Source organism: Mesorhizobium sp. M8A.F.Ca.ET.218.01.1.1 (assembly GCF_004791165.1).
In the GTDB taxonomy this organism is placed as follows: Bacteria; Pseudomonadota; Alphaproteobacteria; order Rhizobiales; family Rhizobiaceae; genus Mesorhizobium.
In genome coordinates, this window is sequence record NZ_SRUZ01000009.1 from 205,825 (window position 1) to 232,014 (window position 26,190).

22 protein-coding genes are annotated in these 26,190 nt (G+C 58.5%); 10 read left to right on the plus strand and 12 right to left on the minus strand.

Features of this window, described 5'->3' with window-relative positions:
• Positions 1-289: 289 nt before the first annotated feature.
• The 4 genes from EN861_RS28895 to EN861_RS28910 all read right to left on the minus strand — a co-directional run bounded on the left by EN861_RS28895 (position 290) and on the right by EN861_RS28910 (position 5,928).
• Positions 290-1,720, minus strand: a complete 1,431-nt coding sequence (locus EN861_RS28895) for an aldehyde dehydrogenase family protein (RefSeq protein ID WP_126070457.1) — start codon at positions 1,718-1,720, stop codon at positions 290-292.
• Between the two features lie 42 nt (positions 1,721-1,762).
• Positions 1,763-2,803: an agmatinase gene (gene speB, locus EN861_RS28900; protein WP_126071189.1), complete on the minus strand. Its 1,041-nt coding sequence runs from the start codon at positions 2,801-2,803 to the stop codon at positions 1,763-1,765.
• Positions 2,804-2,959: 156 nt separating this feature from the next.
• Positions 2,960-4,990, minus strand: a complete 2,031-nt coding sequence (locus tag EN861_RS28905) for an ABC transporter permease subunit (protein ID WP_135867243.1) — start codon at positions 4,988-4,990, stop codon at positions 2,960-2,962.
• Complete coding sequence (locus tag EN861_RS28910; RefSeq protein WP_126070459.1) at positions 4,969-5,928, minus strand: ABC transporter substrate-binding protein; 960 nt, start codon at positions 5,926-5,928, stop codon at positions 4,969-4,971. Before EN861_RS28910 ends, EN861_RS28905 begins: the two co-directional genes overlap by 22 nt.
• A 155-nt stretch (positions 5,929-6,083) precedes the next feature.
• On the opposite strand from EN861_RS28910, the gene EN861_RS28915 reads away from it, so the two are divergent.
• The 7 genes from EN861_RS28915 (at position 6,084) to EN861_RS28945 (ending at position 13,209) form a co-directional block, all read left to right on the plus strand.
• Positions 6,084-6,806 carry a GntR family transcriptional regulator gene (locus EN861_RS28915; RefSeq protein WP_164548777.1) on the plus strand — a complete coding sequence of 241 codons (723 nt, stop codon included), beginning with the start codon at positions 6,084-6,086 and terminating at the stop codon, positions 6,804-6,806.
• Positions 6,790-7,554, plus strand: a complete 765-nt coding sequence (locus tag EN861_RS28920) for an SDR family oxidoreductase (RefSeq protein ID WP_126070461.1) — start codon at positions 6,790-6,792, stop codon at positions 7,552-7,554. Before EN861_RS28915 ends, EN861_RS28920 begins: the two co-directional genes overlap by 17 nt.
• 18 nt (positions 7,555-7,572) lie before the next feature.
• A complete protein-coding gene (locus EN861_RS28925; protein WP_126070462.1) occupies positions 7,573-8,586 on the plus strand; it encodes an ATP-binding cassette domain-containing protein in 1,014 nt (337 codons plus the stop codon).
• A 36-nt stretch (positions 8,587-8,622) separates the two neighbouring features.
• Positions 8,623-11,043: an aminotransferase class III-fold pyridoxal phosphate-dependent enzyme gene (locus EN861_RS28930; RefSeq protein ID WP_135867244.1), complete on the plus strand. Its 2,421-nt coding sequence runs from the start codon at positions 8,623-8,625 to the stop codon at positions 11,041-11,043.
• Between the two features lie 19 nt (positions 11,044-11,062).
• Positions 11,063-12,085: a histone deacetylase family protein gene (locus EN861_RS28935; RefSeq protein WP_164548778.1), complete on the plus strand. Its 1,023-nt coding sequence runs from the start codon at positions 11,063-11,065 to the stop codon at positions 12,083-12,085.
• A gap of 177 nt (positions 12,086-12,262) precedes the next feature.
• Positions 12,263-12,757: a VOC family protein gene (locus tag EN861_RS28940; RefSeq protein WP_126070465.1), complete on the plus strand. Its 495-nt coding sequence runs from the start codon at positions 12,263-12,265 to the stop codon at positions 12,755-12,757.
• Positions 12,758-12,843: 86 nt separating this feature from the next.
• Complete coding sequence (locus EN861_RS28945; RefSeq protein ID WP_126070466.1) at positions 12,844-13,209, plus strand: hypothetical protein; 366 nt, start codon at positions 12,844-12,846, stop codon at positions 13,207-13,209.
• A 118-nt stretch (positions 13,210-13,327) separates the two neighbouring features.
• Here the strand turns inward: EN861_RS28945 and EN861_RS28950 are convergent, their stop codons facing one another.
• The 6 genes from EN861_RS28950 to EN861_RS28975 all read right to left on the minus strand — a co-directional run bounded on the left by EN861_RS28950 (position 13,328) and on the right by EN861_RS28975 (position 20,108).
• Complete coding sequence (locus EN861_RS28950; protein WP_135867245.1) at positions 13,328-14,305, minus strand: 2-dehydropantoate 2-reductase; 978 nt, start codon at positions 14,303-14,305, stop codon at positions 13,328-13,330.
• 114 nt (positions 14,306-14,419) lie between these two features.
• Complete coding sequence (ggt, locus tag EN861_RS28955; protein ID WP_126070468.1) at positions 14,420-16,003, minus strand: gamma-glutamyltransferase; 1,584 nt, start codon at positions 16,001-16,003, stop codon at positions 14,420-14,422.
• A gap of 195 nt (positions 16,004-16,198) precedes the next feature.
• Positions 16,199-17,707 carry an acyl--CoA ligase gene (locus EN861_RS28960; RefSeq protein WP_126070469.1) on the minus strand — a complete coding sequence of 503 codons (1,509 nt, stop codon included), beginning with the start codon at positions 17,705-17,707 and terminating at the stop codon, positions 16,199-16,201.
• An 11-nt stretch (positions 17,708-17,718) separates the two neighbouring features.
• Positions 17,719-18,513, minus strand: coding sequence for an amino acid ABC transporter ATP-binding protein (locus EN861_RS28965; protein WP_126070470.1), 795 nt, complete (start codon positions 18,511-18,513; stop codon positions 17,719-17,721).
• On the minus strand, positions 18,510-19,289 hold the full coding sequence (locus tag EN861_RS28970; protein WP_126070471.1) for an amino acid ABC transporter permease: 780 nt from the start codon (positions 19,287-19,289) through the stop codon (positions 18,510-18,512). Before EN861_RS28970 ends, EN861_RS28965 begins: the two co-directional genes overlap by 4 nt.
• A gap of 9 nt (positions 19,290-19,298) precedes the next feature.
• Positions 19,299-20,108, minus strand: a complete 810-nt coding sequence (locus tag EN861_RS28975; protein WP_126070472.1) for an ABC transporter substrate-binding protein — start codon at positions 20,106-20,108, stop codon at positions 19,299-19,301.
• A 172-nt stretch (positions 20,109-20,280) separates the two neighbouring features.
• On the opposite strand from EN861_RS28975, the gene EN861_RS28980 reads away from it, so the two are divergent.
• Positions 20,281-20,952, plus strand: coding sequence for an FCD domain-containing protein (locus tag EN861_RS28980; RefSeq protein ID WP_126070473.1), 672 nt, complete (start codon positions 20,281-20,283; stop codon positions 20,950-20,952).
• A gap of 834 nt (positions 20,953-21,786) precedes the next feature.
• Entirely contained in the window at positions 21,787-22,386 is a 600-nt protein-coding gene (locus tag EN861_RS28985) for a sulfotransferase family protein (RefSeq protein WP_126070474.1), read from the plus strand.
• Between the two features lie 1,212 nt (positions 22,387-23,598).
• On the opposite strand, the gene EN861_RS28995 is transcribed toward EN861_RS28985, so the two are convergent.
• Both EN861_RS28995 and wrbA read right to left on the minus strand, forming a co-directional pair.
• Positions 23,599-24,501, minus strand: coding sequence for a DMT family transporter (locus EN861_RS28995; protein ID WP_135866906.1), 903 nt, complete (start codon positions 24,499-24,501; stop codon positions 23,599-23,601).
• Between the two features lie 46 nt (positions 24,502-24,547).
• Complete coding sequence (gene wrbA, locus EN861_RS29000; RefSeq protein WP_135867246.1) at positions 24,548-25,159, minus strand: NAD(P)H:quinone oxidoreductase; 612 nt, start codon at positions 25,157-25,159, stop codon at positions 24,548-24,550.
• Positions 25,160-25,298: 139 nt separating this feature from the next.
• Here wrbA and EN861_RS29005 point away from each other — a divergent pair, with 139 nt between their 5' ends.
• The gene (locus EN861_RS29005; RefSeq protein ID WP_135866908.1) at positions 25,299-26,189 is read left to right on the plus strand and encodes a LysR family transcriptional regulator; all 891 of its coding nucleotides are present in this window, start codon (positions 25,299-25,301) and stop codon (positions 26,187-26,189) included.
• Position 26,190 lies beyond the last annotated feature (1 nt).

Sequence of the window (26,190 nt, forward strand, 5' to 3'; positions counted from 1 at the left end):
CAGATCTGTTTTGAAAAACGGTGGTCGGGTGAACTATGCATAAGTTTCGTGCGATCTGAGCGCCCGTTCGAACTCGAGGGGCACCTTCGGGATCCGAGATCGGCCCGCCCAGCAAGGATATGCTTCGCCGATCTGGTCATAGCTCCCGAACTTAATCGGACATTCAAAGCGATCTTCGTGGATGATCGCCACCACCTTTGTGCAAGTCATGGCCGCGTTATGGTTGGCTTCTCGGTGCCCATCGACGGTAGCAGCGTCGACCTGGCAGCTGCGAAAGGCCTAAGGGACGTTAGGCTACGTCAGGTTTGTGAATTGCTTTTACTTCCTGAAAGTCTTCAAGGCCAAACCTTCCGCCCTCGCGGCCATTACCGGATTGTTTGTAGCCGCCAAATGGACTTCCATAGCGGTGCGGCGCTCCGTTGATATGCACCATGCCGGCCCGCAGACGCGAAGCCACCCTTTCTGCTCTCTTCGGATCACCGGTTTGCACAAAGGCGGCAAGGCCGTATGTCGTGTCATTCGCCAGGGTGATGGCCTCTTCCTCGCTGTCAAAAGGAATGATCGCAAGAACCGGCCCGAAAACCTCTTCCCGTGCGATGCGCATCTCGTTGTCGACGTCGATAAAGATAGTTGGCCTTACGAAATAACCAGCTTCAAAACCCTTCGGTTTGCCGGGGCCGCCAACGAGCAACTGCGCACCTTCATCAATCGCAGCATTAATCAAGGTTTGTACACGAGCGAACTGAATTTCGCTCACCAGAGGCCCAATGTGCGCGCCTTCCTTCATTGGGTCCCCTACTTCGGCGGCCATGCCAGCGCGACGCGCTACCTCGACTGCCCTTTGATAGACAGAGCGCTGCACGAGCAGCCGCGTCGGTGCATCGCAGGACTGGCCAGAGTTATTGAAGCATTCGGCAACACTGGCGGAAACCCGCTCATCGAGATCTGCATCTTCAAAAACGATGTTCGGAGATTTGCCACCAAGCTCCAGGGTTACCCTTTTCACAGTGTCGGCAGCATCTTTGCTAACTGCGATCCCGGCCCTCGTAGAGCCTGTGAAGGACATCATGTCGACGTCCCTATGTCTGGAAAGCGCCGCGCCGCAGTCAGCGCCACCATTGACCAAATTGAAGACACCTGGGGGAAACCCCGCCTCATCAATCATCTCAGCATACAACATGGCGTTGAGGGGCGTGAATTCGCTAGGCTTCAAGATGCATGTGCAACCCGTCGCGAGGGCCGGCACCACCTTCAGTGCGATCTGATTGATCGGCCAATTCCAAGGTGTAATTAGACCGCAGACGCCGATAGGTTCGCGCAGAATGATATCGCCATTCGGCAATTCCTCGCGAGCTTTCAGATCACGCAGCGCATCGATGAACCCCTGCAGATGGCCAACACCGACATCGGCCTGCTGCTGCCGGCTCATGGTGATCGGGGCGCCAAGTTCCAACGTTATTGTTTCAGCCATCTCGTCGTAGCGACGCTTGTAAATGGCCAGAAATCTTTCGAGCAGCCGGAGGCGCTCTTCAAGAGTGGTTCGGCTGTAGGAAGCGAAGGCATTTTCTGCCGCTACGACAGCCTTGGCGATATCCTCTGGCGTACCCATGGAAATGACGGCAATCGGCTTTTCGGTTGCAGGGTTCAGAACTTCCAGATCCTGCCCGGCGATTGGCGATACCCACTCGCCGCCGATATAGAACTTCCGCTTATCGAGCATAACGATGCTCCTTCCCAATTCGGATAAGGCTCACACCCTCGCTCATGCGAGCGAAGGGCTAAACGTCAGCAGGCCCAGAATTTCAAAGAGCACCTGTGCGCCGACCTGCGCTGTGTTGGTTGTCGCGTCGTATTGCGGAGCCACTTCGACGACGTCTGCGCCCACAAGATTGACGCCCTTCAGTCCCCTGATGAGCTCCAACACCTCGCGCGTCGTGAGCCCGCCAATCTCTGGAGTGCCTGTCCCCGGTGCGAAGGCCGGATCGACGCTGTCGACATCAAAAGAAAGGTAGGTCGGGCCGTCGCCTACAATCGCCCTCGCCTTGCGGATCACGGCTTCGATTCCAAGGCCCGAAATTTCTTCGGCATGGATGACCGTCATGCCCGAGGCGTAGGAGAATTCCCACAAATACTCCGACGAGCCGCGAATTCCGATCTGGATTGTCCGAGCGGGATCGAGCACGCCGTCCAAGACCGCGTTACGCATCGGGCCGCCGTGATGGAACTTCGTCTGATCGAAAGGGCCGCCCGTGTCGCAATGCGCATCGATATGGATCAACCCGACCGGACGATCGCGGCCGACGGCCTTGAGGATAGGATGAGTGATCGAGTGATCACCTCCAACCGAGACGGGAATTACGCCCGCAGCGACGACCGCCGCAATCGCCGCCTGGATATCATCGTGACTTTGCTCCAGGCGGTAGCGGCTTGCGAAAGGAATATCGCCTATGTCGGCGATCCTAAGATCGAACGCAGGCGCGCATTCGAGGACGTGATTGTACGGCCCAATCCGCTCAATTGCCCGTATCGCACGTGGCCCGAAACGCGATCCAGGTCGGTTGCTTACACCAAGGTCCATTGGCACGCCGACTACCGCTACCTGGAGATCGCCGAAGTCGGGTGCTTTGAAATCGATTGTCTTCAATGGCAAGCCGGCAAAGGTTGAGATGCCGGAATACGGCGCCAGACGGGTTCCGCCGCTAAATATCTTCTCACCAACCTTGCGAAATTTCGGATCATGAAACTCGAGACTGTCGGCGAACTTCGCCCGCAGCGCTGCAAGGCGCTCATTAAAGTCAACCATTGCGAAACCCTCTCCTTGTGTCGCGTTGTTCCTGGAATCAGAAGACATGGAATTGGCCGACGGCGCGTCCCGCCGCCGAGGCCCTGAATGACTTCAACGTGCCACCCTCAATGTTCACAATTCCGCAGCCGTAGCGGGCAGCCGGAACATAGATGATCATGATGATTTGGCGCGGGGCGAGCCGGGGGCGTTCAATTTCTCCGCGACCGCGCCTACATAGCGGTCCAGAATGATTGCCAGTGCGGAAATCGCAAGGCCTGCAAGCAATCCTCTGCCGGCCTCGACACGAGCGATGGCATCCACGGTCTCCAGTTCAAGCCCCTGTGAGCCAACAAGCGCCGTTATGACCACCATCCCAACACACATGAGGATCGTTTGGTTGAGACCCAGCATCAGACCAGGTCGGGCAAGAGGCAGACGAACCTTCCAGAACGTTTGAAGTGGGGTGGCCCCGAACGCCACCGCGGCTTCGATCGTGGTTGGATCGACATTGCGGATGGCATGGTCCGTGTATCGCACCGTCGTCGCCACGGAGTAGAGCGCAATGGCGATCACCGCGGTTGCATCTCCGGGACCCAGAAGCATGACAACGGGCACCAGGTATACGAAGGAAGGCAACGTCTGCAGGGTCGTGACGACAACCTCCGACACCGCGTGCACGCGGCGCGAAGATCCGGCCCATACTCCCAAGGGCGCTCCGACAAAAAGGGAGAGCAGCGTTCCGACCGTCACCAGATTGAAGGTGATCAGCAACTTGTCCCAATAGCCAATGGCAGCGATCAGGATGAGCGTGGCGCAAGACAGGACAGCAAGAGAAGGCCGCCGCAGCGCGAAGCCGAAACACAGCATGGAAGCAACAATCGACGCCCAGCCGAGATCTCTCAGTATCGTCAACAAGGGCCGAATGACGCCGAGCGTGATGGTCAGCCGGGCGGTTTCGAAACCATCGCCCCAGTTGCCGTTCAGCCAACTGATGACGCGTGACCAGAAATCAGCGGTCGAGATCGTCAACTCGACCGGATATTGCGCCAGAGGTGCGATTGCGACTCCCCCGACTGTGGGAATGACGAGGATGGCGGCCAGGATTGCGAGGTGCCTTATCGGTTGCGGTCGAGACAGATGAGAAGGTCGACGCACGGCGATCGAATGTCCGTAGCCGTAAAGCAGTACGGCCAGCAGTGTTATCGCAATCCCCGCCTCCAACCCGCGACCGATCTTGAGGGATTGGATCGCGCGAAGCACTTCCGCTCCCAGACCACCTGCGCCGATCATGGAAGCCAGAATGACCATAGCCAGCGCCATCATCACCAGTTGATTGACGCCCAAAAGGAGGTCGTCCCTCGCGCTTGGCAAAAGGATCTTCGATGTGCCCTGCCAGCGGGAGGCACCGGTCATGCTGGACAGTTCGAACGTATGGTCCGGCAACCGACGCAGGCCATACACCACCGCTCGCGCCATCGGCGGCAAGGCGAAGATCAGTGTTGCCACCAACGCCGCGACGGGACCGAACCCGAAGAGGATCAGGACTGGCACCAGATAGCTAAATGGCGGAATCGTTTGCATGACGTCGAAGACGGGGTTCAATACGGTTTCGAGCCAACGCCAACGAAACAGCATCACGCCAAGCACCAGGCCAAAGATCACGCCGACGACGATCGCAAACGCCACGGAAGCGAGCGTCAATGTCGCTTGAGCCCAAAGATTGAAAACAAGAAAGTACGCAAAAGTTGCAAACGCCAGGACAGCCAGGCGGCGCCCACCGGCGAGCCAACCCATGTAGGTTGCAGCAAGAACGACCGACACCCACGACAATGGCGGCAGAGTAACCGTTTCGGCTGCAGTGCGACCCGGAAAGGACCAGCCGGTGGTCAGAAGGTTCTGCAGGCCCCGCATCGGAAGGCCGACTGCCTCCCCACCCGCACGCGTCCAGACCCGGAGAGGCTCGCCAAAAATTTCGGATCGGCGAAGCAACTGGTTGAGCACATCGTTGGACATCTTAAGCAACGGCAGCAGCCATTGCTTCGGCCAGACGTACAACCCTTCGGGCAGCACCTCCCGCCCAACATAGGCAGCGACGAGCAAAATGAGGCCGAATGTCACCCACAAACGGCTGCTCAGCAGCCATTTGTGGCGGATGAGCGGCGCCACAGATGTCGCGCCGAAGGTTATTGAAGCCACGGTGACCACTTTTTCTCGTTGGTGGAAATCCACTCAGCCGCGGCAGCTTCGGGCGTAAGTCCGCCCTTATCCTGCTTGAGGATGCCCCAGGCAACATCGTCATTGGTCAGAACAAACTTCTTCAAGAGATCCGTTACATTGGGCTCGCGCTTGGCGAAATCATTGTTGATCAATTCGATGATATCTCCCGTGGGTAAAGCGCAGTCACCCACGAGATCGGGGGTGACGCCCCAGGCGGGGTCGCTGCGGCACGCGTCCTCATAGGGCGGGAAATCGACAAAGGTGCCCACGCCGGAGCCGTACAGCCAGTGAGGCACGAAACCAAATCCGATGATCGGCTTTTTCCTCTCGATTGCGCCCTGCATCGTGGCGACCATGGCCGCCATGGTACCCGGCAACGTTATGTGGACGTCGAGGCCTAGCGCCGCGATGCGGCGCTCGTCGTCGGCATCAAAGTCTGCCGGTGTTCCGAGATAATTGATCTTTCCGTCCGTCTCCGGGTTGGACAGCGCTTTGATGCAGGCAGGATTCTTGAGCGCCTTCCAGTCCGGCAATCCCGGACATAGCTCAGCGACATAGTTGGGGTACCACCAGGTTTCCCTGATCTTGACGCCGACCGACCCCACCTTCGTCACAGAGCCGGACGCGAGCGCAGCTGCGATCAGTTCGGGAGAAGACGACCAAATTGCGGGACTGATCTCGAGGTCGCCGAGCTCTATGGCCGTGAACTGCGCCGTGTAGTCGGTATGCACGTACTGGATGTTGTATCCGGCCTTTTTGAGCAAGGTCCCGAACACGTTCGTGATGAAGTCCGCGTCAGGCGCACTAACGACCGCCAGCCGCACCGGATCCTGGGATTGCGCGGCGGCGAGCGCCTCGCCGGAAGAAATGCACAGACTGGCGCAGAGCACAGACGCCAACGTGACTGACGAGAGTGGAAACCGCATCGCGAAACACCCTTTCAAAATGACCTATGAGCCAAAGTAGGGCGCACTTCTTATCACATGTCAATCACAAAAATAGAAAAAGAAGTTGCATTGCTCGGGAATGTCGGGTTGAATACAGCATAATATGGACGCTAGATATCACAAATGAGTCACAAATGACAACGAAGGACGAGCAGAGCACGACCGCTTCGGACCGCGTGTACAAGCTTGTCCGTCAGGATATCCTTGAGTGCCGCTGGCGGGCCGGACAGCGCCTGAAGATCCGCGATATCGCCGCCGAACTGGGCGTCAGCCCGATGCCGGTCCGTACGGCGTTCCGGCGCCTAGGCGAAGAGGGTATTCTTATCGTCGAGGAAAACCGATCGGCGCGTGTCCCCTTCGTTTCCCGGCAGAGCTTCAACGAATACCTTGAGATCTCGGTGAGCCTCGAATGCCTTGCCCTGGAGAGGGCCGCGGGGCGTCTATCGAGTGAAACGATCCAGGCGCTCCGAAGCGAAGCCGAGTGCATGCAGCGCGACATCGAGGCTGGCGACACCGTTGGATACGCCCCTCGGTTCAACGGCCTTCTGATGAAGATCTATGTGCGAGGGGAATCTCAAGCGCTCATCGAGATGATCGAAAGCGTCTGGATCAAGACAGCTCCGCCGGCGCGCGAGGCCTTCGAGGAAAAGGGCATCGTCACGAGACTGAATGCGGCCCTGGTTGCGATCATCGACGCCTTGGAGGCGGCCGACGCGGCCAGTGCCAAGGAAATTCTGACCTCTGCCCTGCAGTATGCCTGCAAAGGCGTGAACCTGTTCCTTGAAATGGATCAAGATCAGAAACTGAGACCAAAAGCCAAAAAGAGGATCGAGGAACAATATGTCGAATCCAAGTGAAGCTCCGATTGCGCTGGTCACCGGCGCGTCCCGCGGTATTGGGCGAGCGACTGCGGAGATGTTGCTCCGGGATGGCTACGATGTGCATGCCACCTACATCAGCGATGCGACAGCGGCAGAGGGCCTGGTTTCGTATGGCGACGACTTGGGGCGAAAAGTCACGCTTCACCATTTCGATGCCGGCGCGCGCGAGAGTCAGGACGAGTTGATGCGGCGCCTGCAGGGTGTCCAGCTTCGGGGCATCGTCCACAATGCGGGAATCGTCAAATTCGAGCGATTTACTGAATATGACATCTCGATCTGGGACCGCACCTTCGAAGTAAATCTGAATGCAGCGTTGCGGCTGACTCTTGGACTGCAGAAGCAGATCGTGTCGGGAGGATCGGTGGTTTTGGTAGCCTCCACCGACGCATTCTTCGGCTCCTACGCAAGCATGGCTTACGCGGCGTCCAAGGCGGCGATGATCAATCTGGCCAAGAGCCTCGCATGCAATTTCGGTTCCCGAAACATCCGCGCCAACGCCGTTTCGCCGGGATGGATCCAAACCGACATGACAACTGGGGCGTCCTCAGGGTCAGCGTCAATCACGCCTCTTGGGCGGGACGGAAGGCCGGAGGAGGTCGCTGGCGTGGTCGCATTCCTCTTGTCCGACAGGGCCAGCTTTGTCTCGGGTACGAGCATCGCTGTCGATGGCGGCTACACCTCCTCCGACGCGATCATGTTGAACGAAGCCAGGGAATTAGGCTGAGGATTGTCGGGGATAGCCATGTTGAGTTGCAAGAACCTTTGGAAGATTTACGGACCGGCCAAGGCGCATAGTATCGATCCCGAATTGCCGCTGAGTGAGAACATCTCCTCTGTGGAGCAGCGCGGCGGTTTCGTCGCGTTGGCCGGCGTCGATCTCTCCGTGGCCAAGGGCGAGATCCTGGTCATCATGGGACTGTCGGGGTCCGGAAAGTCCACTCTGCTGAGATGCTTGACGCGCCTGGTGGAGCCATCGGAAGGAGCGTTGTGCTTCGAGGGTCAGGACTTACGCGCCGTGCCTGAAAAGAGCCTGCAACTGCTCCGCCGTACGCACATGAGCATGGTGTTCCAGAATTTTGCGCTGCTTCCCCACCGTACCGTGGTCGGCAATGTGGAGTTGCCACTGGAGATTCAAGGTGTGCGCGCAGCTGCGCGAAAGCAGAAGGCGCTCGATATGATTGGGCTTGTCGGGTTGTCCGGCAAAGAGGATCATTATCCTTATGAGCTCTCCGGAGGCCAACAGCAGCGCGTCGGCATTGCTCGCAGCCTCTCAACCAATCCGAGCCTTTGGCTGCTGGACGAGCCCTTTTCAGCGCTCGATCCACTCATTCGCGAAGAGATGCAGGACGAAATTCTCAGGCTGCAGAAAACGCTCTCCAAGACAGCCGTGTTCGTGACCCATGACTTCAATGAGGCCGCACGCGTTGGAGATCGCATCGCCCTTTTGCGCAAGGGCCAACTGGTCCAGACCGGCAGCGCGGCGGAACTGATCCTGAATCCTGCGGATTCCTATGTGAGGGCATTCACCGCGAGCGCGGAACGCAGTCGAATACTGACGGCGGAAAATTTCATGCAGCATGGAGAGCCGGGCGCTTTCGACGTGCAACTCGAGGCTGAGGTTACACTCCGAAAAGTCGCGGAAACATTTCAGGGCGGGGCCAGCGTGATCGCCTTCGGCAATTCCACGGGCAGAACGGTAGGGTACATGAGACGCCAGGATCTGGGCGACGCCCTCACGTCCGCCATGACGGCGTAGCTGGCCGGGCGTCGAAATCGAGGTACCAGTTCGACCATGCAAACGAAGATCACCGAGACTGAAGCGCGTGCGCTCCTGCGCAGCATCAAGGCGCCGCAACTGGACCTGAAGCCGGTCGCAGACCATGTGCTCGAGCACTACGGGCTGGCAGGCGAATGGCATCAGCTGGGAGGGGAAAGAGAACAGAACTATCGTCTTGTCACTGCCGCCGGCGAGAGGTTTGTCGTCAAGATCGCATCTCTCGAAGAGGATGAGGAAAGTCTCATCTTTCAGGCGAAAGCGCTTGAACATATCGAAAGGGTCGATCCGGCGCTCCAGGTCCCGCGAGTGCGCAGGACCCTTGGAAGCGACCTGCTTTCCAGCATTTCGGATGGAGAGGGTAGAGAACACCGTTTACGCGCTCTCTCGTTCGTCTCCGGTACGACTGTCATGGACCAGTTGGGTCAACGAGGGTTCAAGCTCTCCACCGACGAACTTTTGACTCTCGGGGCGGCGCACGGCCGCCTGGCCAGGGCGCTGCAAGGGTTCAATCATCGCGGTGCCGTTCGACCGATGCCGTGGGACCTGGCAAATGGCCTGCTCCTTGGTGATTGGCTGCGGGACTATATCCCAGAAGAAATCCGCCAAGACGTCGACCGGGCATTGGAGCACTTCGCCGGATCAACCCTTGCGGCGCTGCCCCGCCTCCGATCCCAGGTCATCTACAATGATTTCCACGAGAGCAACGTTCTGGTCCGGGCCGAGCCTTTGCTCGAAGTTGTGGGGGTTATCGACTTTGGCGACATGGTCTATGGGACGGTCGCGCAGGACCTCGCCGTCGCTGTAGCGTCTTTCATCCATTGGAGCCCGGAACCCGTGGCTGCTGCATCAGCAATTGTGCGCGGCTACCAGAGATATATGCCACTGGAGGCCGCCGATCTGGCGGTGCTCAAGGATCTGGTGCTTGCCCGGCTGATCCTGCAGGTCGGGCTCGTCCGCTACCAGGCTGCAGTCAACGGCCGGCACGACCAGCACCTCGACGAACTGCAAACCCTGTATTCGGCTGCCGTATCACGCCTCGCCAACATCGATGGCAACGCGTTCGTCGCCTCGATGACCCCCTCCGTGGTGCCCACGCCGATTTCATCGCCCGTGGTGGAACAGACTACGACCGATATCCAAGCCCTGATGTTCCGCAGGCAATCGGTCTTGGGCGAGGCCTACACCTTCTACAACGAGCCGCTGGAACTCGTGCGTGGTCGCGGCACAAAACTCTTCGACGCCTCCGGGACGGAGTACCTGGATTGTTACAACAACGTCGCCAATGTGGGGCATTGCCATCCCTATGTGGTGCAGGCGCTCGCCCAGCAGGCGGCCACGCTCAACACCAACTCCCGCTATCTTCACAGCGAGATCCTGCGGCTGGGAGAGCGGCTGACTGCGACCCTCCCCGAAGGCCTGGATACCTGGATCTTTGTCTGTACCGGCTCGGAAGCCAACGACCTGGCGGTTCGCATTGCCCGGTCGGTTACCGGCAACGAAGGCGTGATCATCACAGAAAACAGCTATCATGGCAACACATCGGTGGTCGCGCCGCTTTCGTTGCTGGAATACGACATCAAGGACAAGCCGAGCTGGGTCGAGGCGGTGCCGCCCCCTAATGTCTACCGGGGCATCCATCGAGGCGACCAGGCCGATTTGGGGGAACGCTACGCCGATCACGTGACCGAAGCAGCGGTCCGCCTTCGAGCAAGGGGATCGGGCGCTGCAGCGCTGCTGATTGACTCGATCTTTGACGGCAACGGCGCCTTGGTCCCGCCGGGCGACTACATGCGCCTTGCCTTCGAGAAAGCGAGCCGTTCAGGAGCGTTGTGCATCGCCGACGAAGTCCAAATGGGCTTCGGAAGATCGGGCACGCATATGTGGGGCTTCGAGGCATTCGATGTTCGTCCCGACATAGTCACCATGGGAAAGCCGATGGGCAACGGGCACCCCATCGCCGCGCTCGTGACGCGTCGCGAAATCGCCCTGGAGTTCCAGCGTCGCACTGGCTATTTCAACACCTTCGGCGGCAACACGGTCTCGACGGTTGTCGCCAACGCCACCTTGGACGTGCTGCAGGGCGAGAACCTGCAAGGCAACGCCGAGCGTGTCGGCGCGCATCTCAAGGCATCTCTCGACGGTTTGATCGGCACGCACGAGCTTGTCGGCCACATCCATGGGCGCGGCCTTTTCTACGGAGCCGAGCTTGTCCTCGACCGGACCTCGCGCGCTCCCGCGAAACTCGCGGCCCGCTGGGTGCGTGAACGGATGAAGAGCCTCGGTGTCCTGGTTGCCTCGACCGGTCCCTTCGGAAACATCATCAAGATAAGGCCGCCATTGGCCTTCAGCACCGCCGACGCCGACCGGTGCTTTGAAGCCCTTCACACCGCGCTGACAGATGTGCCACCCGATCTTCGGATCGCAAATAGCGCCTGAGCCAACCGGGGATCAGCAGATGAAGATCTACAAGTGCGATGCTCATCTGGAGCATCAATCCAAAGTCGAGCTCACCCCTGGGAGGTTCATCCCAACGCTGGACGTGGCGGAGCGCACCAGCGCTGTTCTGGATGTCTTACGGCAGGCGGGCCACACCGATGTCTTGGACTGTGCACCCGCATCGAAGGTAGATCTGCGCACCATTCATTCCGCAGACTACCTGGATTTCCTCGCCACGGCCTGGGATGAATGGTCTAGCTCATTCGGAACCGAACTCGACGGCGTCGGCTTCGTCTGGCCGCACCGCAACCGGCCGCCGCGATGCCCAAGCGCGATAGAAGGCAAGATCGCCTACTACATGTTCGACGGGGTGAGCACGATCACGCCGGCGATGTGGCCTGCAACCTTGGGCGCAGCAGGGGCTTCACTTCAGGCTGCCGGGGACCTTCGCGTCGCTGGATTGCCGGGCCTGGTCCTGGCTCGTCCTCCGGGGCATCATGCCTGCTGGAACATGGGTGGAGGTACGAGTTACACCAACCATACCGCACTGGCCGCACAGGAACTGACGCGAGATGGCGCTCGGGTCGCGATCCTGGACATTGACGCTCACCATGGCAACGGTTCTCAAGACATCTTCTGGACCAGGTCCGATGTCCTTTCCATCTCTCTCCATGCCGATCCCGCGGTGGATTATCCCTATTTCTCCGGGTACGCCGACGAGATCGGCGCCGACGCCGGCGAAGGCTTCAATTTGAACCTGCCACTCCAACCCGGCACCGACTGGTCGGGCTACAGCGAAGGTTTGACGACCGCGCTCGAGAGGCTGCACGACTATTCTCCAGACTACATGGTGGTGGCGCTTGGCGTGGATAGCTATGCCAAGGATCCCGCAGGACGTCTGGCCTTGGAGTTGGCTGATTTCAACCGGATTGGCGAAGCCGTTGCATCCTTGGGCCGCCCCCACATGTTTGTGCTCGAAGGGGGATACTGCCTCGATGCGATTGGTCGCTGCGTCCTCAATGTTGTCGCGCCGGGAGGTTAGATGCGCCTGTGCCTCGCCGGATGTTTTGGCCGACCCGGCCTAAGGGAGGGGATTGACCTCAAGGAGCGAGTTGCCGCTTGCGTCGACAGCCACGACTAATTGGTTGCCCGCGCTTTGACGACTGATCTTGTCAGTATCTCGTACTTTTGTTTGGCGAAACCATCGGAGGAATTAGCTATGGAAAATCAAAACAGGGAAGAAGGCTTTGAGGGCCGAATGATGCGCCTGGTTAAAAAATGCGATCAGGAACAGAGGCTCATCATGAACCACGTCTGCATTCGGGTTGAGGATATCGGTCGCACGGAAAGGTTGCTGTCTGAGTCTTTTGGTATCGGCAAAGGAGGTTTTACTCGCGTTGAAGGAAATTTATTCAAGGGGGAAGCTTTTGTCAGCGGTGCGTGGGTGAACGACGATTTCTATCTTGAACTAATGGAGCCGCTCGAAAAACAACGGCTGGGATACGATACCGGGTGCGGTGCACCAATTGGGCACTTGAGTGAAATTGGCTTCCTCACCCCTAATATGGACGCAGAATTGGACCGGCTATCAAAGCTGGGGTGGAAGGTGACTGACACGCTTTCATCTGAATTCTCTAGAGAGGTAAAGATGGACATGGAGCCGTCCATTGGATTTCCCATAGAGCTGATGGAAGTAAAAATCAGAGATAAATAACGCATATTAGCCGACTACATCACTGGGTTAATTCTTATATTTAACAATCGCGAACAGAGCACGAAATTAAGAGGGCATATAGTCAAATGGCGTACATTGAAATTTTCCCTAAATCCACTGAAACACAGCAACGCTTGGCCGACCACAGCGCCCCGATGATGGACATCCTTTACCAGGCCACAAAAAGGATTCTCAACGTTCCTGATCACGATATCATCATCGAGTTAAATCAGTGTACAGCAATAGAATTTAATTCCTTGGCAGTGCAGTCTTCCGCAGTTCCAGATGTCGTAATAAAGATTTCAACCAGTGACCATGATTTACAGCAAAAGTTTCAATCTCTATGCGATCTCATCGTGAGAAAATGGAGCGCACAATTCGGGAATACACTCAAATTAGAAATTTGGATAAACTTGATTGATACGTGGGGCTGCAACATAGACCTCAATTAGAATGAAGCAACGCTCCGTGCGTTGCGCTTGCGCGCCGATCGGGCTTTCATCCCGGACAGTGATCCGGGCGGCGGCAGCAACAATGAGCGCCGATCAAATGGCGTGAAGGGGGTGGTCGTCAAAGACAGCCGGCGAGTTTGGCACGTTGCCGAATGAGCGCCTCGACGATATCGATCGTCGGGGTCGCATGGCCGGTGAGACGGCCTAGCTCCTGGACCGCCGACACCAGAGCATCGATCTCCATCGGCCGGCCAAGTTCCAGATCCTGCAGCATTGATGTCTTGTGCTTGCCGACCGCGGCCGCGCCGGCAATCCGTCGATCGACATCGACCCCGAAATTTGCCCCCAGCGCCTCGCCGATCGTCTGAGCTTCGACCATCATTGCCAGAATGATCGCCCGCGTGCCTGGATCGGCGCAGATTTCATCGAGCTTTCCGCCGGTCAGAGCGGAAACTGGGTTGAACGAGAGATTGCCCCACAGCTTCACCCAGATCTCATTGCGGATTTGCGTGCGGATTGGCGCCCTGAATCCAGCCGACGCGAGGAGAGCGGCCAGATTGGCGGTGCGCTCGGTCCTCTCGCCTGAAGGCTCGCCGATCGGTAGGCGATCGCCTTCGATATGTCGAATGACGCCGGGAGACTCGATTTCGGCGGCCGGATGCACGACACAGCCGATCACGCGCTGAGGTCCGATCGCCTCCCACAGCACCCCCTTCGGATCGACGGACTCGATGCGGCGGCCTTCGTGCACGCCGCCATGCTTGTAAAAGTACCACCAGGGCACGCCATTCTGCGCCGTGACCACCGCCGTTTCAGGGCCCAGAAGCGGCTTCAGGTTTTCAATGATGCCGGGAAGCGAATGGGCCTTGAGCGCCAGGAAGACATAATCCTGGGGGCCGAGATCGGCGGCCTGGTCTGTCGCGCGCACGGTGACGGTGGTCTCGCTATCTTCCGACTTAAGCGTCAAACCCGTTTCGCGAATAACGGCAAGGTGGGCACCTCTGGCAACGAGACTCACCTCGGCGTCGCCTTGTGCGGCAAGCCTGGCACCGACGAGACCGCCGATCGCTCCCGCGCCAAACACGCAGATCCGCATCAGCCAATCGCCTGTTGCATTGTCGACCAGTACACCCGCACCCGATCCACCCCGCGCGACGAGGCTCCAACTGACGGCAGTAAAGGAGCCGATGGCGTATGGTGGGTCGGGGACCTAGTAGCCAAGGGCGCAGCCGTCCATGCGAGCATCCGAACCTCCGATGAGCACCCCTTCCGACCAGTCGATCTTGATCATTTGTCCGCCGCCAAGCGGCTCGGTTGCCTCGACGAGCCGATGGCCGAGCTTTCTGAGCCCCTCGACCGTGCCGATCGGAACGCCACGCTCGACCTGAGTGTCGCCCAGCGAATAGAAGACGCGGGGCTGGTCGATTGCCTCCTGTGGATCGAGTCCGAAGTCCACGATACCGGTCAATACGTGCGTATGTCCGAAAGGTTGATAGTCGCCCCCCATGACCCCATAGCAAAGGAATGGCCGACCATCCTTCAAGGCGAGCCCGGGCATGATCGTGTGGAGGGGGCGCTTGCCCGGTCCTATCGCATTGGGGTGAGCAGGATCGAGCGAAAAACCCATGCCGCGATTTTGAAGCGTGATGCCATAGGTCGGCGAGACTCGCGTTGAGCCAAAGCCCCAATAGACCGAATTGATGAAGCTGACGCAGTTGCGATCGCGATCGACGACCGTCAGGTAAACAGTATCCGATTTGCGCATGAGCGGCGGCGGCAGATGGTCTGCCACACGGTCGCGACGGATTTCATTGCGAAGGCGTGCGGCATAGTCCTTGGAGAGGATTTCATTCACCGGAAAAGCCGCATGGCGGGTGTCGCAGACGAATGCATCACGATCCCTGTAGGCCAGCCTGCCGGCTTCGATTTCAAGATGCAGGCGCTCAGCCCCCAAAGGTTCGAGCGCGGCGAGATCAAAACCCTCGAGGATGTTGAGCATGAGGAGCGCGGTGATGCCCTGGTTGTTGGGCGGGATCTGGCAGACCTCCATACCACGGTAGTTTGTACGCACGGGCTCGACATATTCGCCTGCGGCGATCTCGAAATCATCAAGAGTGTGATAGCCACCGAGGCTGCGAAGGTAGCTCACGATATCCTCAGCCACAGGTCCCTTGTAGAAACCATCTCTCCCTTTGGCGGCGATCAGGCTAAGCGCGTCAGCCAGACCGGGGTTGCGAAAGATCTCACCGGCCCGAGCGGCCCGGCCACGCGGAAGGAAAACGCGGGTTGCATTGGGGTCGCGCCGCAACCGCGCTTCATCCACAGCCCAATCTTGCGCCACTCGAGGGTGAACCGGAAATCCATTCCGCGCAAAAGCGATTGCGGGGGCAAGAAGCTCGCCGATCTCCTTGCGTCCATGATCCGCCACGAGCCGGGTCCACGCATCAATAGCGCCCGGGATGGTAACGGCATGCGGGCTTGAATCTTCAAGCTGAGATTCGCCAACGGCAAGTCCGCTGGCCGGAAGTCTGGACGGGGCTCGCCCGGAGCCATTATAGGCAACAATCTGATCGGTGCCGTTCTTGGCCATGATGACAAAGCAGTCGCCGCCGATTCCGGTTTGCTGCGGTTCCACGACTGCAAGCACCGCGGCTGCGGCAACTGCTGCATCGATTGCCGCGCCTCCACTTTGCAGCACCTCAATGGCAACTCGCGCCGCATGCGGGTTGTGGGTGGCGGCCATGCCGTTCATGGCCATTGCCGGAGAGCGGCCAGGTAGTTGGAAGTCGCGCACAGTGTACTCCTATTGGCACGGACAGAATGAAAACGGCGAGCCTTGAGACGCGCCACCCATTTGCTTGTCAGTTACGATTGCAAAATGTCGCGACAGCTCCGGGGTTCGCGTCCGATCGCGCTCGCTTTCGCTTCCCTGAAGCGGGCGAGCACCGCTGCGGAATCAATCTTGGCGCGTGATGCGGTGTTGACCATCCTATGCGAGCCCAAGTTTTGCCGCGAGGCCAATGCGCTGCATCTTGCCCGTGGCGCCCTTCGGGATCTCCGGCACAAAGACTACAAGTCGTGGCACTTTGAAGTCGGCCAGCCGACCCGCCGCGAACTCCCGAATATCACGCTCGCCTACCTGGGCTCCCTCCCTCAGCACAATGGCCGCGGCAACGTCCTCACCAAGCTTGTCATGCGGTATGGCGAAGGTCACAGCCTGGTGAACCGCAGGGTGGGCCATCAAGACTTCATCGACCTCAAGTGGGGCGATTTTCTCGCCACCGCGGTTGATGATCTCCTTCAGCCGGCCCGTAAGGCGAAGAAAACCGTCATCGTCCATCACACCCTGATCGCCGGTGCGAAACCAGCCGTGAGCAAATGCCTCGGCGTTCGCTTTCGGGTTGTTCTCGTAGCCACGCGTGACGTTTGCGCCGCGTGTGACGATTTCTCCTTCCTGTCCGGGAGCAAGCAATCGTCCGTCCGCGGCCATGATGGCAACCTCGGGTCCCGCAGCGACGCCGACACTTCCTGGCTTGCGCTGGCCTGGCGGCAACTGATTGGACGTCATCTGATGGGCGTTCTCAGTCATCGAGTAGGCTTCGATAACCGGGCACGCAAAAACGCGCTCCATTTCGGCGAAGACGGGTGATGGCAATGATGCCGAGCTCGAACGGATGAACCGCAACCGGTTGGCGGCAATAAGCTCCGCATTGCCACTGCTGCGCGCCAGTATCGCCTGGTGCATCGTCGGCACGGCCGTATACCAGGTCGATTTGGCCTCGTTCATCCAGCTGACGAACTTCAGCGCATTGAAGCCGGGCGTACAGAAGACACTGCCGCCAGCCGACAGGCTTGCCAGCACGGCCGCCACCAGACCGTGAATATGAAAGAGTGGCATGATGTTGAGGCAACGGTCCGACGGCCCGAGCTTGAGCGTCCCTACGATATTTGCCGCTGAAGTCAGCAGGTTCGTATGACTAAGCGGCACTATCTTGGGTTTGGAGGTCGTACCCGAAGTATGGAGGACCAGGGCGATATCCTCAGATTCCGCCGGTCCAGGCGTGGTGGCCACCGACGGTGTGCCCGACATATCGAAGAGACCAGCCGGACCCTCTTCTCGTGCGTGCAGGTGAATTATCGGTATCCCGACACGAGCGGCTGCAGCGAGCGCTGGGCTCTTGCTACCGGCCGCAACGAGAAGCGCCTTCGCCTTGAGATCATCCAGGTAAAAGAAAAACTCGTCCTCGCGGTAGGCTGGATTGAGTGGAGCTGTCGTACAGGTGGTTGCGCAGGCTAGGAAGGCGGCGACCATCTCGGGGCCGTTGACAAGGACGATGGCTAGTTTGTCACCCCTCCCAATGCCAAGATTGTTGAGAGATATGACCGTTCGATCGACAAGAGCCAGCAGTTCTCCCGAGGTGACGTCCGAGCGCGCGGGAGCCCCAATTGCTCGAGCACTCGAGGGCGCTGAACTTAGGATATCGCGGATCGTGTTCATGCGTACCGCCCTCAATCTCGCTTGCCAATGACTCGAGATAGAAATGCCGCGGTCCGTTCATGGGCAGGCGCGGTGAAGAATTGCTCCGGAGGCGCATCCTCTATTATCTGGCCGCCGTGCATCATGATGACGCGGTTTGCCACTTCGCGCGCGAAGCCCATCTCGTGGCTCACCACGATCATGGTCATGCCCTCGCGGGCGAGTTCCTTCATGACGTCCAGGACTTCGCCAATCATCTCAGGGTCGAGCGCACTGGTCGGCTCGTCGAACAGCATAAGGGCAGGACGCATGGCCAGCGCACGGGCAATGGCCACACGCTGTTGCTGACCACCAGACAGTTGCGCGGGGTAAGTGTTCTCTTTTTCGGCCAAGCCAACGCGGGCGAGCAATGCGCGGCCCGTTCGGAGCGCTTCCTCACGCGGAATCTTGCGCACGTGAATCGGCGCTTCGATAATGTTTTCGAGGGCCGTCAGGTGGGGAAAAAGATTGAACAGCTGAAAGACCATTCCAATCTCGCAGCGTTGACGAGCGATGTTGCGCTCGCTGTCTTCAACAAGCAGACCATTGCGTTCGCGATAGCCGATCAGATGGCCGTTGACCTCGATCCGACCCTTCTGAATTTTCTCAAGGTGATTGATGCAGCGTATGAACGTGGTCTTGCCCGACCCCGACGCACCAACGATGACGACCACCTCTCCCTTGCGGACGGTAAGATCGATTCCCTTGAGAACCTGAAGGTCTCCGAAGCGTTTTTCCACTCCGCGCGCGGTGACAATCGCAGGCTCCGCCACCGGATCATCGCTCATCGCGGTTCTCCAATTTGTCCAAAACCGAACAGGCGCCGGTATCCCTTTGATGCAAGTTTGCGGGAAGCTGCCGCGGCAGGATCGCCAAACCGTGACTCGAGCCGCTGCTGGACAAAGCCCCAGAGCGTGGTGAGGGTCAGATAGTAGCAGGCGACCACCATATACAGCTCAAAAACACGAAAGGTTACGGAGGTAACCATCTGCGTTGCGAGCAGAAGTTCGGGGACGCCAATCACGCTCAGCAGTGTCGTGTTTTTCAGCATGCTGTTGAATTCGTTGCCCAGCGGCGGGACAACTACGCGCGCTGCTTGCGGCAGTATGATGCGGCGCATGTAGAGGCCATATGTCATTCCCAGGGACTTTGACGCTTCCGTCTGGCCTAGGTTGACGGAATTGATCCCGGCTCGAATGATCTCCGCCATGTAGGCTGCTTCATTCAGCGTCAATGCAAGAAGTCCTGCCTGCAGATTGCCGGGAAGCGTCGCGAAGCCGAGATTGATGTCCTCGAAGCGAAAAATGTTCGCGGCCGCCAAGCCGGTGTAAATAAAAACGATCTGCACCAGCAATGGCGTGCCGCGAAAACCCCACACGAAGATTCGCGCGGGCACTTGCAGAAGGCGATGCTTCGAAATCCGGGCCAAGGCTATGAACAGCCCCAGAACGGTTCCGAAGCCCTGAGCGACCACGCTAATGCTTAGGGTCAGCCAGAGACCGTGCAAATAGACCGAACTTGGCCAGAACAGGTACTCCCAGAAAACGCCCCATTCGAAGTTCATGAAGGCCGCCTATTCGATTGCGTCCCCTTCGAGCCCCCACTTCGCGAGTAACTTCTTGTAGGTACCGTCGGCCCTCATCGAATCGAAGGCCTTCTGAACGGCATCATGCATCTCGACCTCACCTTTGCGGGTGGCGATTCCGGTCTTGATCTTAGCGAACGGCTCGCCGCCAATGTCGAAAATATGGCCCGCTTTCTGGAGGAAGAAAGCAGCTGTTTCGAGAGTGGTTCCGTATGCATCCACCTGGCCAATTTGCAGCGCCTGGCGAGCATCGGAATCCTTTGGGAAGACCGTGACCGTTACCTCAGGTTTTCCAGCTTCCTTGAATTTCTTGTTCTGCTCGTCCAGCAGGCTCTGGATCGTCGTGCCATTGTCCACTGCGGCCTTGAGACCCGAAAGATCATCAAGTCCCTTGACATTCTTCGGGTTGCCCTTCGCCACTAAGAGCGACTGGCTCGAATACATGTAGTTGACAAAGTCGACGACCTCGCGGCGCGCCGGCTTGTCGAAAAGCTGCGACAGAATGGCATCGCACTGTTTCGCCAGGAGAGCCGGAACGATCGCGCTGAATGCAGTCTCCTTCCACTCGACCTTTACCCCCATCCGCTTCCCGATCTCTGTGCCGATATCGACATCCATACCGCCCAGAACCTGGTTTTCGTCGTAGAAACCGAGCGGCGGGTTCCCGAATTCGGCGCAATACGTGATCTTGCCCGCCTTGGCGATATCCGCTGGCGGCGCCACCTCAGCCGCATGAGCAACACCAACCGCGAAGACGAGCGCGATGGCACAACCGGCACTCTTGGAGAAACGAGACATCTGGCAACCTTCCCCTTGTTTATCGGCCCAACGATTTGGACCATTGCTTATTGGTCTATTTGTTGATAGTGTTCTTGTTATGAGTTTCATTATCTATTTCCCAACGCTTGCGCCCTGTCAACACACAGTGGGCGCTCGCCAATCAAAATAAGCCAATGCGGAATGGTCTAGTATGAAGAGGTCCGACTACGCTCACCAGAAGCTTGACGAAATGCTGCGTGAGAACCGTTTCCAGCCGCAGAGCCGGCTTCCGCCGGAACGCGATCTAGCGCGGCAGCTTGACGTCAGTCGAATGGGGTTGCGGGTGGCGCTTGATCGGCTCGAGGCGGAAGGACGGATCTGGCGCCATGTCGGTCAGGGTACCTTTGCTGGTTCGCGTCCCGAGAAAGCACCGACACAACTGTCGTTCGTTACCGCAAACACGAGCCCGGCCGAGGCGCTAGAGGCACGCCTAGCGATCGAACCTCAGATCGCCCGAATGGCAGCGCTGCGTGCGAGCGAACTTCAAATTTCCGATATGTTCGGACTAGTTCAGAAAGGAAGAGCCTCGGGAGATCCTGCAGCGTGGGAGTCTTGGGATGGGCAATTCCACCGGGCACTGTGTCTGGTCACGGGCAATCGACTCCTGCTTTCAATTTTCGATAGCTTTAATGCGATAAGACGGCAAAGGACGTGGAGCCAGCTGCGTCAGGCTGTACTCACGCCGGAGCGACGGGAGCACTATGCGCAGCAGCACAAGACCATTCTGGATGCCATCAGCGGTCGCGACGCCCTGCAAGCGGAAACCGCTATGCGCACGCACATAGAAGACGTAGCCCGCAGTCTGCTCGATCCCCGCAAGTAAGCGAGTATTCGGCTTCACAATTGCAGTCAGACGTATTCCAAATTCGCGCCTGAACACGTGCAGCCTGCGAAAATGGATCATATTGCTAGCCTGTCCGAGCTATCTTCGTTGGATCAGTGTTCGCGCTGCTAGCCCTGCTGGCCCTCCATGACCCCTTTGCCGAAGCGGTGGCGCATGTTGGGGTGCTACCGCAGTAGGAGTTATCCCACAGCCTTCCCTCACGGCTTGCGCCTTGGCGCAGCCTATGCATGCGCCGGTCGAGCTGGCGTGGGAGGCGGTCGGGCGGAGGGTTGGGCCGCAGCTTCGGTAACCTCGGCTTGCTCGTCTTTCTTAGTCGCCTCCACGCGCTATCCGGCGCACGCGCCAGAAGTCGATGCCTTCATAGCTATCCAAAACCCGAATCCCACTTTATCCATAAGCAACCGCAATTCGGGCTGAGGCGCGACCTAGAAAGTTCGAAAAGCTTCCAGGAGCACCGGTCGAATCCGAATTGTAGGACCATTCAACGACCCCCTCCGGGCCGGGAGCTGATAGGGAGCGTCCGGGCTGTGCAACGAGAATGCGGACATACGACCACCTACTGCCCGAGGCCGAAATTGCCCCGAAGCGACCCTTGTCGGGGCTATGATGTTGGAAACGAAGACTGCCGCCTAGTTCCTGCGGCTCGGATCGCTATCGACGCCGTAACCGGCCGGCCCGCTATGTAGCCTTCGGGCAGAGCGAGTTCGGCGCATCGCTCGATATGCCGATTTGGTCTCTCAGGGTGAGCGCCAGGACCATCCTCCCTTCCCAACCTCTGCAATCTATGATCCGCTCCCGCCACAGGAGGATTGCATGGCATTATCTGTTATCGGGGCAGGGTTCGGCCGCACCGGCACGCACACTCTGAACCTGGCGCTTGAAATGCTCGGGTTCGGGCCGTGCCATCACATGGAGGACGTCAACTCTAACCCCGAGCACCGCGACCTGATCCGCGCCGCGGGGCGCGGCGAGCCGGTGGCTTGGGACGTCGTCTATGCCGGCTACAAGTCGGCAGTCGACTGGCCGACGGCCTATTTCTGGCGCGAACTCGCAGAGTATTTCCCCGACGCCAAGCTGATCCTCACCGTTCGCAACCCCGAGGACTGGTACAGGAGCGCACGCGCCACGATCTTCAACACCATGGGCCAGACCTCCGACCCGCAAAGTTTTGGCCGGGCCGTCATAGAGACGAAAATTTTCAGCGGTCGTCTCGACGACGAAACCCATGCTATCGAAGTGCTCGAAGCCCACAACGCCGAAGTGATCTCGGCTTTCCCGCCGTCGCGCCTGCTGGTCTATCAGGTGGCCGAAGGCTGGCCGAACCTGTGCGCCTTTCTCGGCGTGCCGATCCCGGCCGAACCCTTCCCCCACAGCAACACCACTACCGAATTCCGAAGCCGCTTCGCCAAATAAGCCCCGCACCGAGTTCGACCCCGTAGCCCGGGTAACGCGCGTAGCAGCCTGTCCACGGCCGCTCCGATGCTTGTAACCAATAGAAGCGGGTGCACCAGCAAGGGGAAGGTGGCCGCTGTTGGGCGCAAAGGTGCCATTGCGGCTAGCCGCTCGGATGTCCGCTTCTGGACGGCGGCCATGATAAGTTCAATGGCCAACTTGAGGCGCATTGCCGAACGGCAGCCTTGGGCCAACTTGACGATCCGTAGACAGGCACACAAAACGGACGATGTTCAGTTTATGTGACGCGGCTTAGGCGATCGACATACCCCGCCCGAACCTGTTGCTCGCGACAGGCTCACCCAGCGCATCGAGCCGCGATCACGCCGAGGCCAGGGGGTCGTTGCGGGGACAGGATTTGACTCTGCTGATCTCGCTTGCGAAGTCCCGTCAGCAGACGAACTCGGTTGCAGCGCTGTATTGGCGGTAGCTCTCTACCGACTCGAACCCAGTTGCACCACAGCGGATCCAGACAGCCCCACCTCCTTCAGAAGCGCGCGCATCTCAACGGGAGTCGCAAGACAGAAAGTTCGAAAACCTTCCAGGAACCCCAGGCAAATTGGACGCCGTATCGGACAACAAAGGGCACGGATATCGCAGTGAACGTCCGCAATGGAACGGTCAATATCGTCGGCAAAAGAGCGTCCAAATAGGGCTGTCGGCGGCTTCATCGTGGGAACGAAAAAAGAAGAGAAGCGGAACTTTCGTGTGCGTTTTTTGCACACAGAGACTCGTAAATGGCTGATTTTATTTATATATCTTCCCCATCCATCATGGGTGCTATCGGCGTATCCGCTGCCGTGGAGCGCGATTGGATAACGCCTAGCTGGGCTGTCACGCGTGTGCCAATTCCAGTCTGCCATTTATGCGACTTTCGAAGCACAAAAAGCGAACATGGAGAGGCGGCATAGCACTGGCTCACTTCGGCTATCGGCGGGCTTGTGAATGTCCGGGAGGGGGCGACAGCGGACCGACAGCTTTCATGCTGGTTGCCTTCGCTAGACACCTTGCCGAAAAAACAGACTATGCGCCAATATGGTCTGGCGAAGCCAAATTTTTCGCAGAGATGGCTGCGGCAGTCATCGGCCCCGTGTGACGATGGTCACCAACTATTCTTCTTCACGCCGTACCAACGCACAACAAAGACGATCGAGACTTCTACTCCTCCAGAGCTTACAGGTTCGGCCGCCCCATGGGTTTTCGCACGGCTATGATTAGTCCTATCAAAACAAACATGAAGCCGGCACCGTCAATTGGCTTGACATGCTCGCCCAGAACAAAAAAGGAAAGAACTACCGCAAAAATTGGTGTCAGATGAATAAACAGCCCTCCTGTCGCGGCGCCCAGACTGCGGACCCCAATGTTGTAGGCAGCCAGCCCCATGACCGATACGACGAGAACAAGATAAATGATGCTTAGCCATGCGCAGGCGTTCAAAGACTTGATGGCGTGAAAGTCGCCCCTAGCGAAAACAGGCAACGAAGACGTGATCATTGCGGCAATCGACATCACGAACAGAGAGGTAAAGGGAGGAATGTCCTTGGGCAATTTTGCGGCAAGCACATTGTAAGCGCCCCACAACAGCGCAGCGCCCAACGCGATCGCGTCACCCAGGATCAGCTTGGAATCGAGTTGCCTTCCGACAAGCGCGTCCGACTGCACCATGATAACGCCAACCAACGACACGGCAAACCCGACCCAAGTAGCGTGACCGATCACCCCCGCGCGACGCGTGACGATCATAGCCACCAGCGGTGAGAGTGAGAGCGCGGTAGCTGCATGGGTCGCCGACGTAAGCGACACGGCTAAGTACAGCATTGTCTGGAACAGACCTAGTCCGACGATGCCCGACGACAGCAAAAGTGGCAGGGATCTTTTCACGGCTGCCGCGTTCGATCGTAATTGGAGCGCGACAAACGGAAACAATACCAGGGCGGTACCGGCCCATCGCGTCAAGTTCAGTAGATCTGGTTCGACAATGCCCGCCAAGGACCGCCCAACAACAATATTGCTGGCCCATGCGAAAGGCGCAAAGACAAGCAGCAGCCATCCTGAAAAATTATCGATCTTCAGCATCGTCAAAACTCAGAATCGAAGAGTGCCCGAAGCCGCCAGATCTGCTCTAGCCTGGGCCCCTGGCAGCCAATTTTTTCGCAATGTCGGCGACGTGGCGCCCCAGAAACCGCGCGCCGTTCAGTTCCGTGACGCTGGGCTGCCTGGCGCCGTCGGTGCCCGTTACGGTGCTTGCGCCATAGGGCGTTCCGCCTGTCACCTCATCGACGCGCATCTGGCCTTTAAAAGAGTAGGGCAAGCCGGCCACGACCATGCCGTGATGCAAAAGGCTGGCAAGTATTCCAACAAGCGTCGTTTCCTGCCCGCCATGCTGCGTTCCCGTCGAGGTGAAGGCCGCGCCGATCTTGCCGATCAAGGCGCCCGTCATCCACAGGCTACCGGTCTGATCCCAAAAGTTCGCCATTTGCGCGGCCATCCGGCCGTAGCGCGTTCCAACCCCGACAATGATCGCGTCATACTCGACAAGATTTTCGACCTTGGCGACATCAGCGGCCTGGTCGATCTTGAAGCCGCTCTTTGCGGCGACCTCTGGCGGCGCCAGTTCAGGTACCTTTTTGATGTCGACACTGGCGCCGGTCTCCCTCGCCCCGGCAGCCACGGCCTCGGCCATCTTTTCGATATGCCCGTAGGCGGAATAGTACAAGACGAGGACCTTGGTCATAACAACTCCGATGGGTGCCAGATGCCAGTCATCGGTATCAGCATCCAATCGCAGCACAAACATCGAATAGTGAATGTTTTCATTGCGTGGATGCAGCATGAAATGGTATGGGACATGGATTAACCGGAAGGTGTGACCTTTGGCAGGCATTGCGGACTGGGACGAGCTGAGATTCGTGAAACGGGCGGCCGAACATGGCAGTTTCACAGCCGCGGCCGGTTCACTCGGCGTCAATGCCGCGACTGTGTTGCGCAGGATAAACGCGCTTGAAGAAAGGCTGGGATCCCGGCTGTTTTACAGATCTCGAGCCGGGCTCGACCTAACACAAGCCGGCCAGCGCGTCCTCACCGCTGCCGACGCAATCTTTCGCGAGATCCAGGACATGGAGTTCGCCGTCGTCGGATGCGACGTTCAGCTCGAAGGCAAGATCTCTTTTTCCACCACCGACGATCTGGCGCTCGCCTTTGCGGAAACGGCTCTACACGATTTTGTCCGGCAGTATCCGGGCGTGACCGTCGATCTGCGGCTGGATAACAAGATCCTCAACCTGAACGAACGCGAAGCCGACATTGTCTTGCGCTGCACAAAGGCGCCACCAGCGCTTCTGGTTGGTCGAATGCTCGGCGACTTGGAACTGGGTGTGTATGTCGCAAAATCGGTTGCCGACCGACACGAACCGAATGATCTTCCCTGGATCATCTGGGGCAATGCAGAAGCTCCTCCGCAAGTCGTGGAATTTGAAGCCGCGCATTTGAGGGGCGCCTCCGCCTGCTTGCACATAAACAGCTTCCTCACAGCGCAGCGTGCCTGCTCCGCCGGATTAGGCCTGGCCGTTCTGCCGTCTTTCATGGCCAGAAAGGACAAGACCCTCCACAGGGTAACGTTCAAAGCGGTGCCCAGCTCGAGTTCACTTTGGCTTTTGACCCATGAGCGTCTGCGGCGTTTGCCCCGCATCCGAGCCTTCATGGATATGGTCGGCCAGGCGATCGCCACCCAACGAGCGGTTCTTGATCAAGGCGGGAACGCCTGAC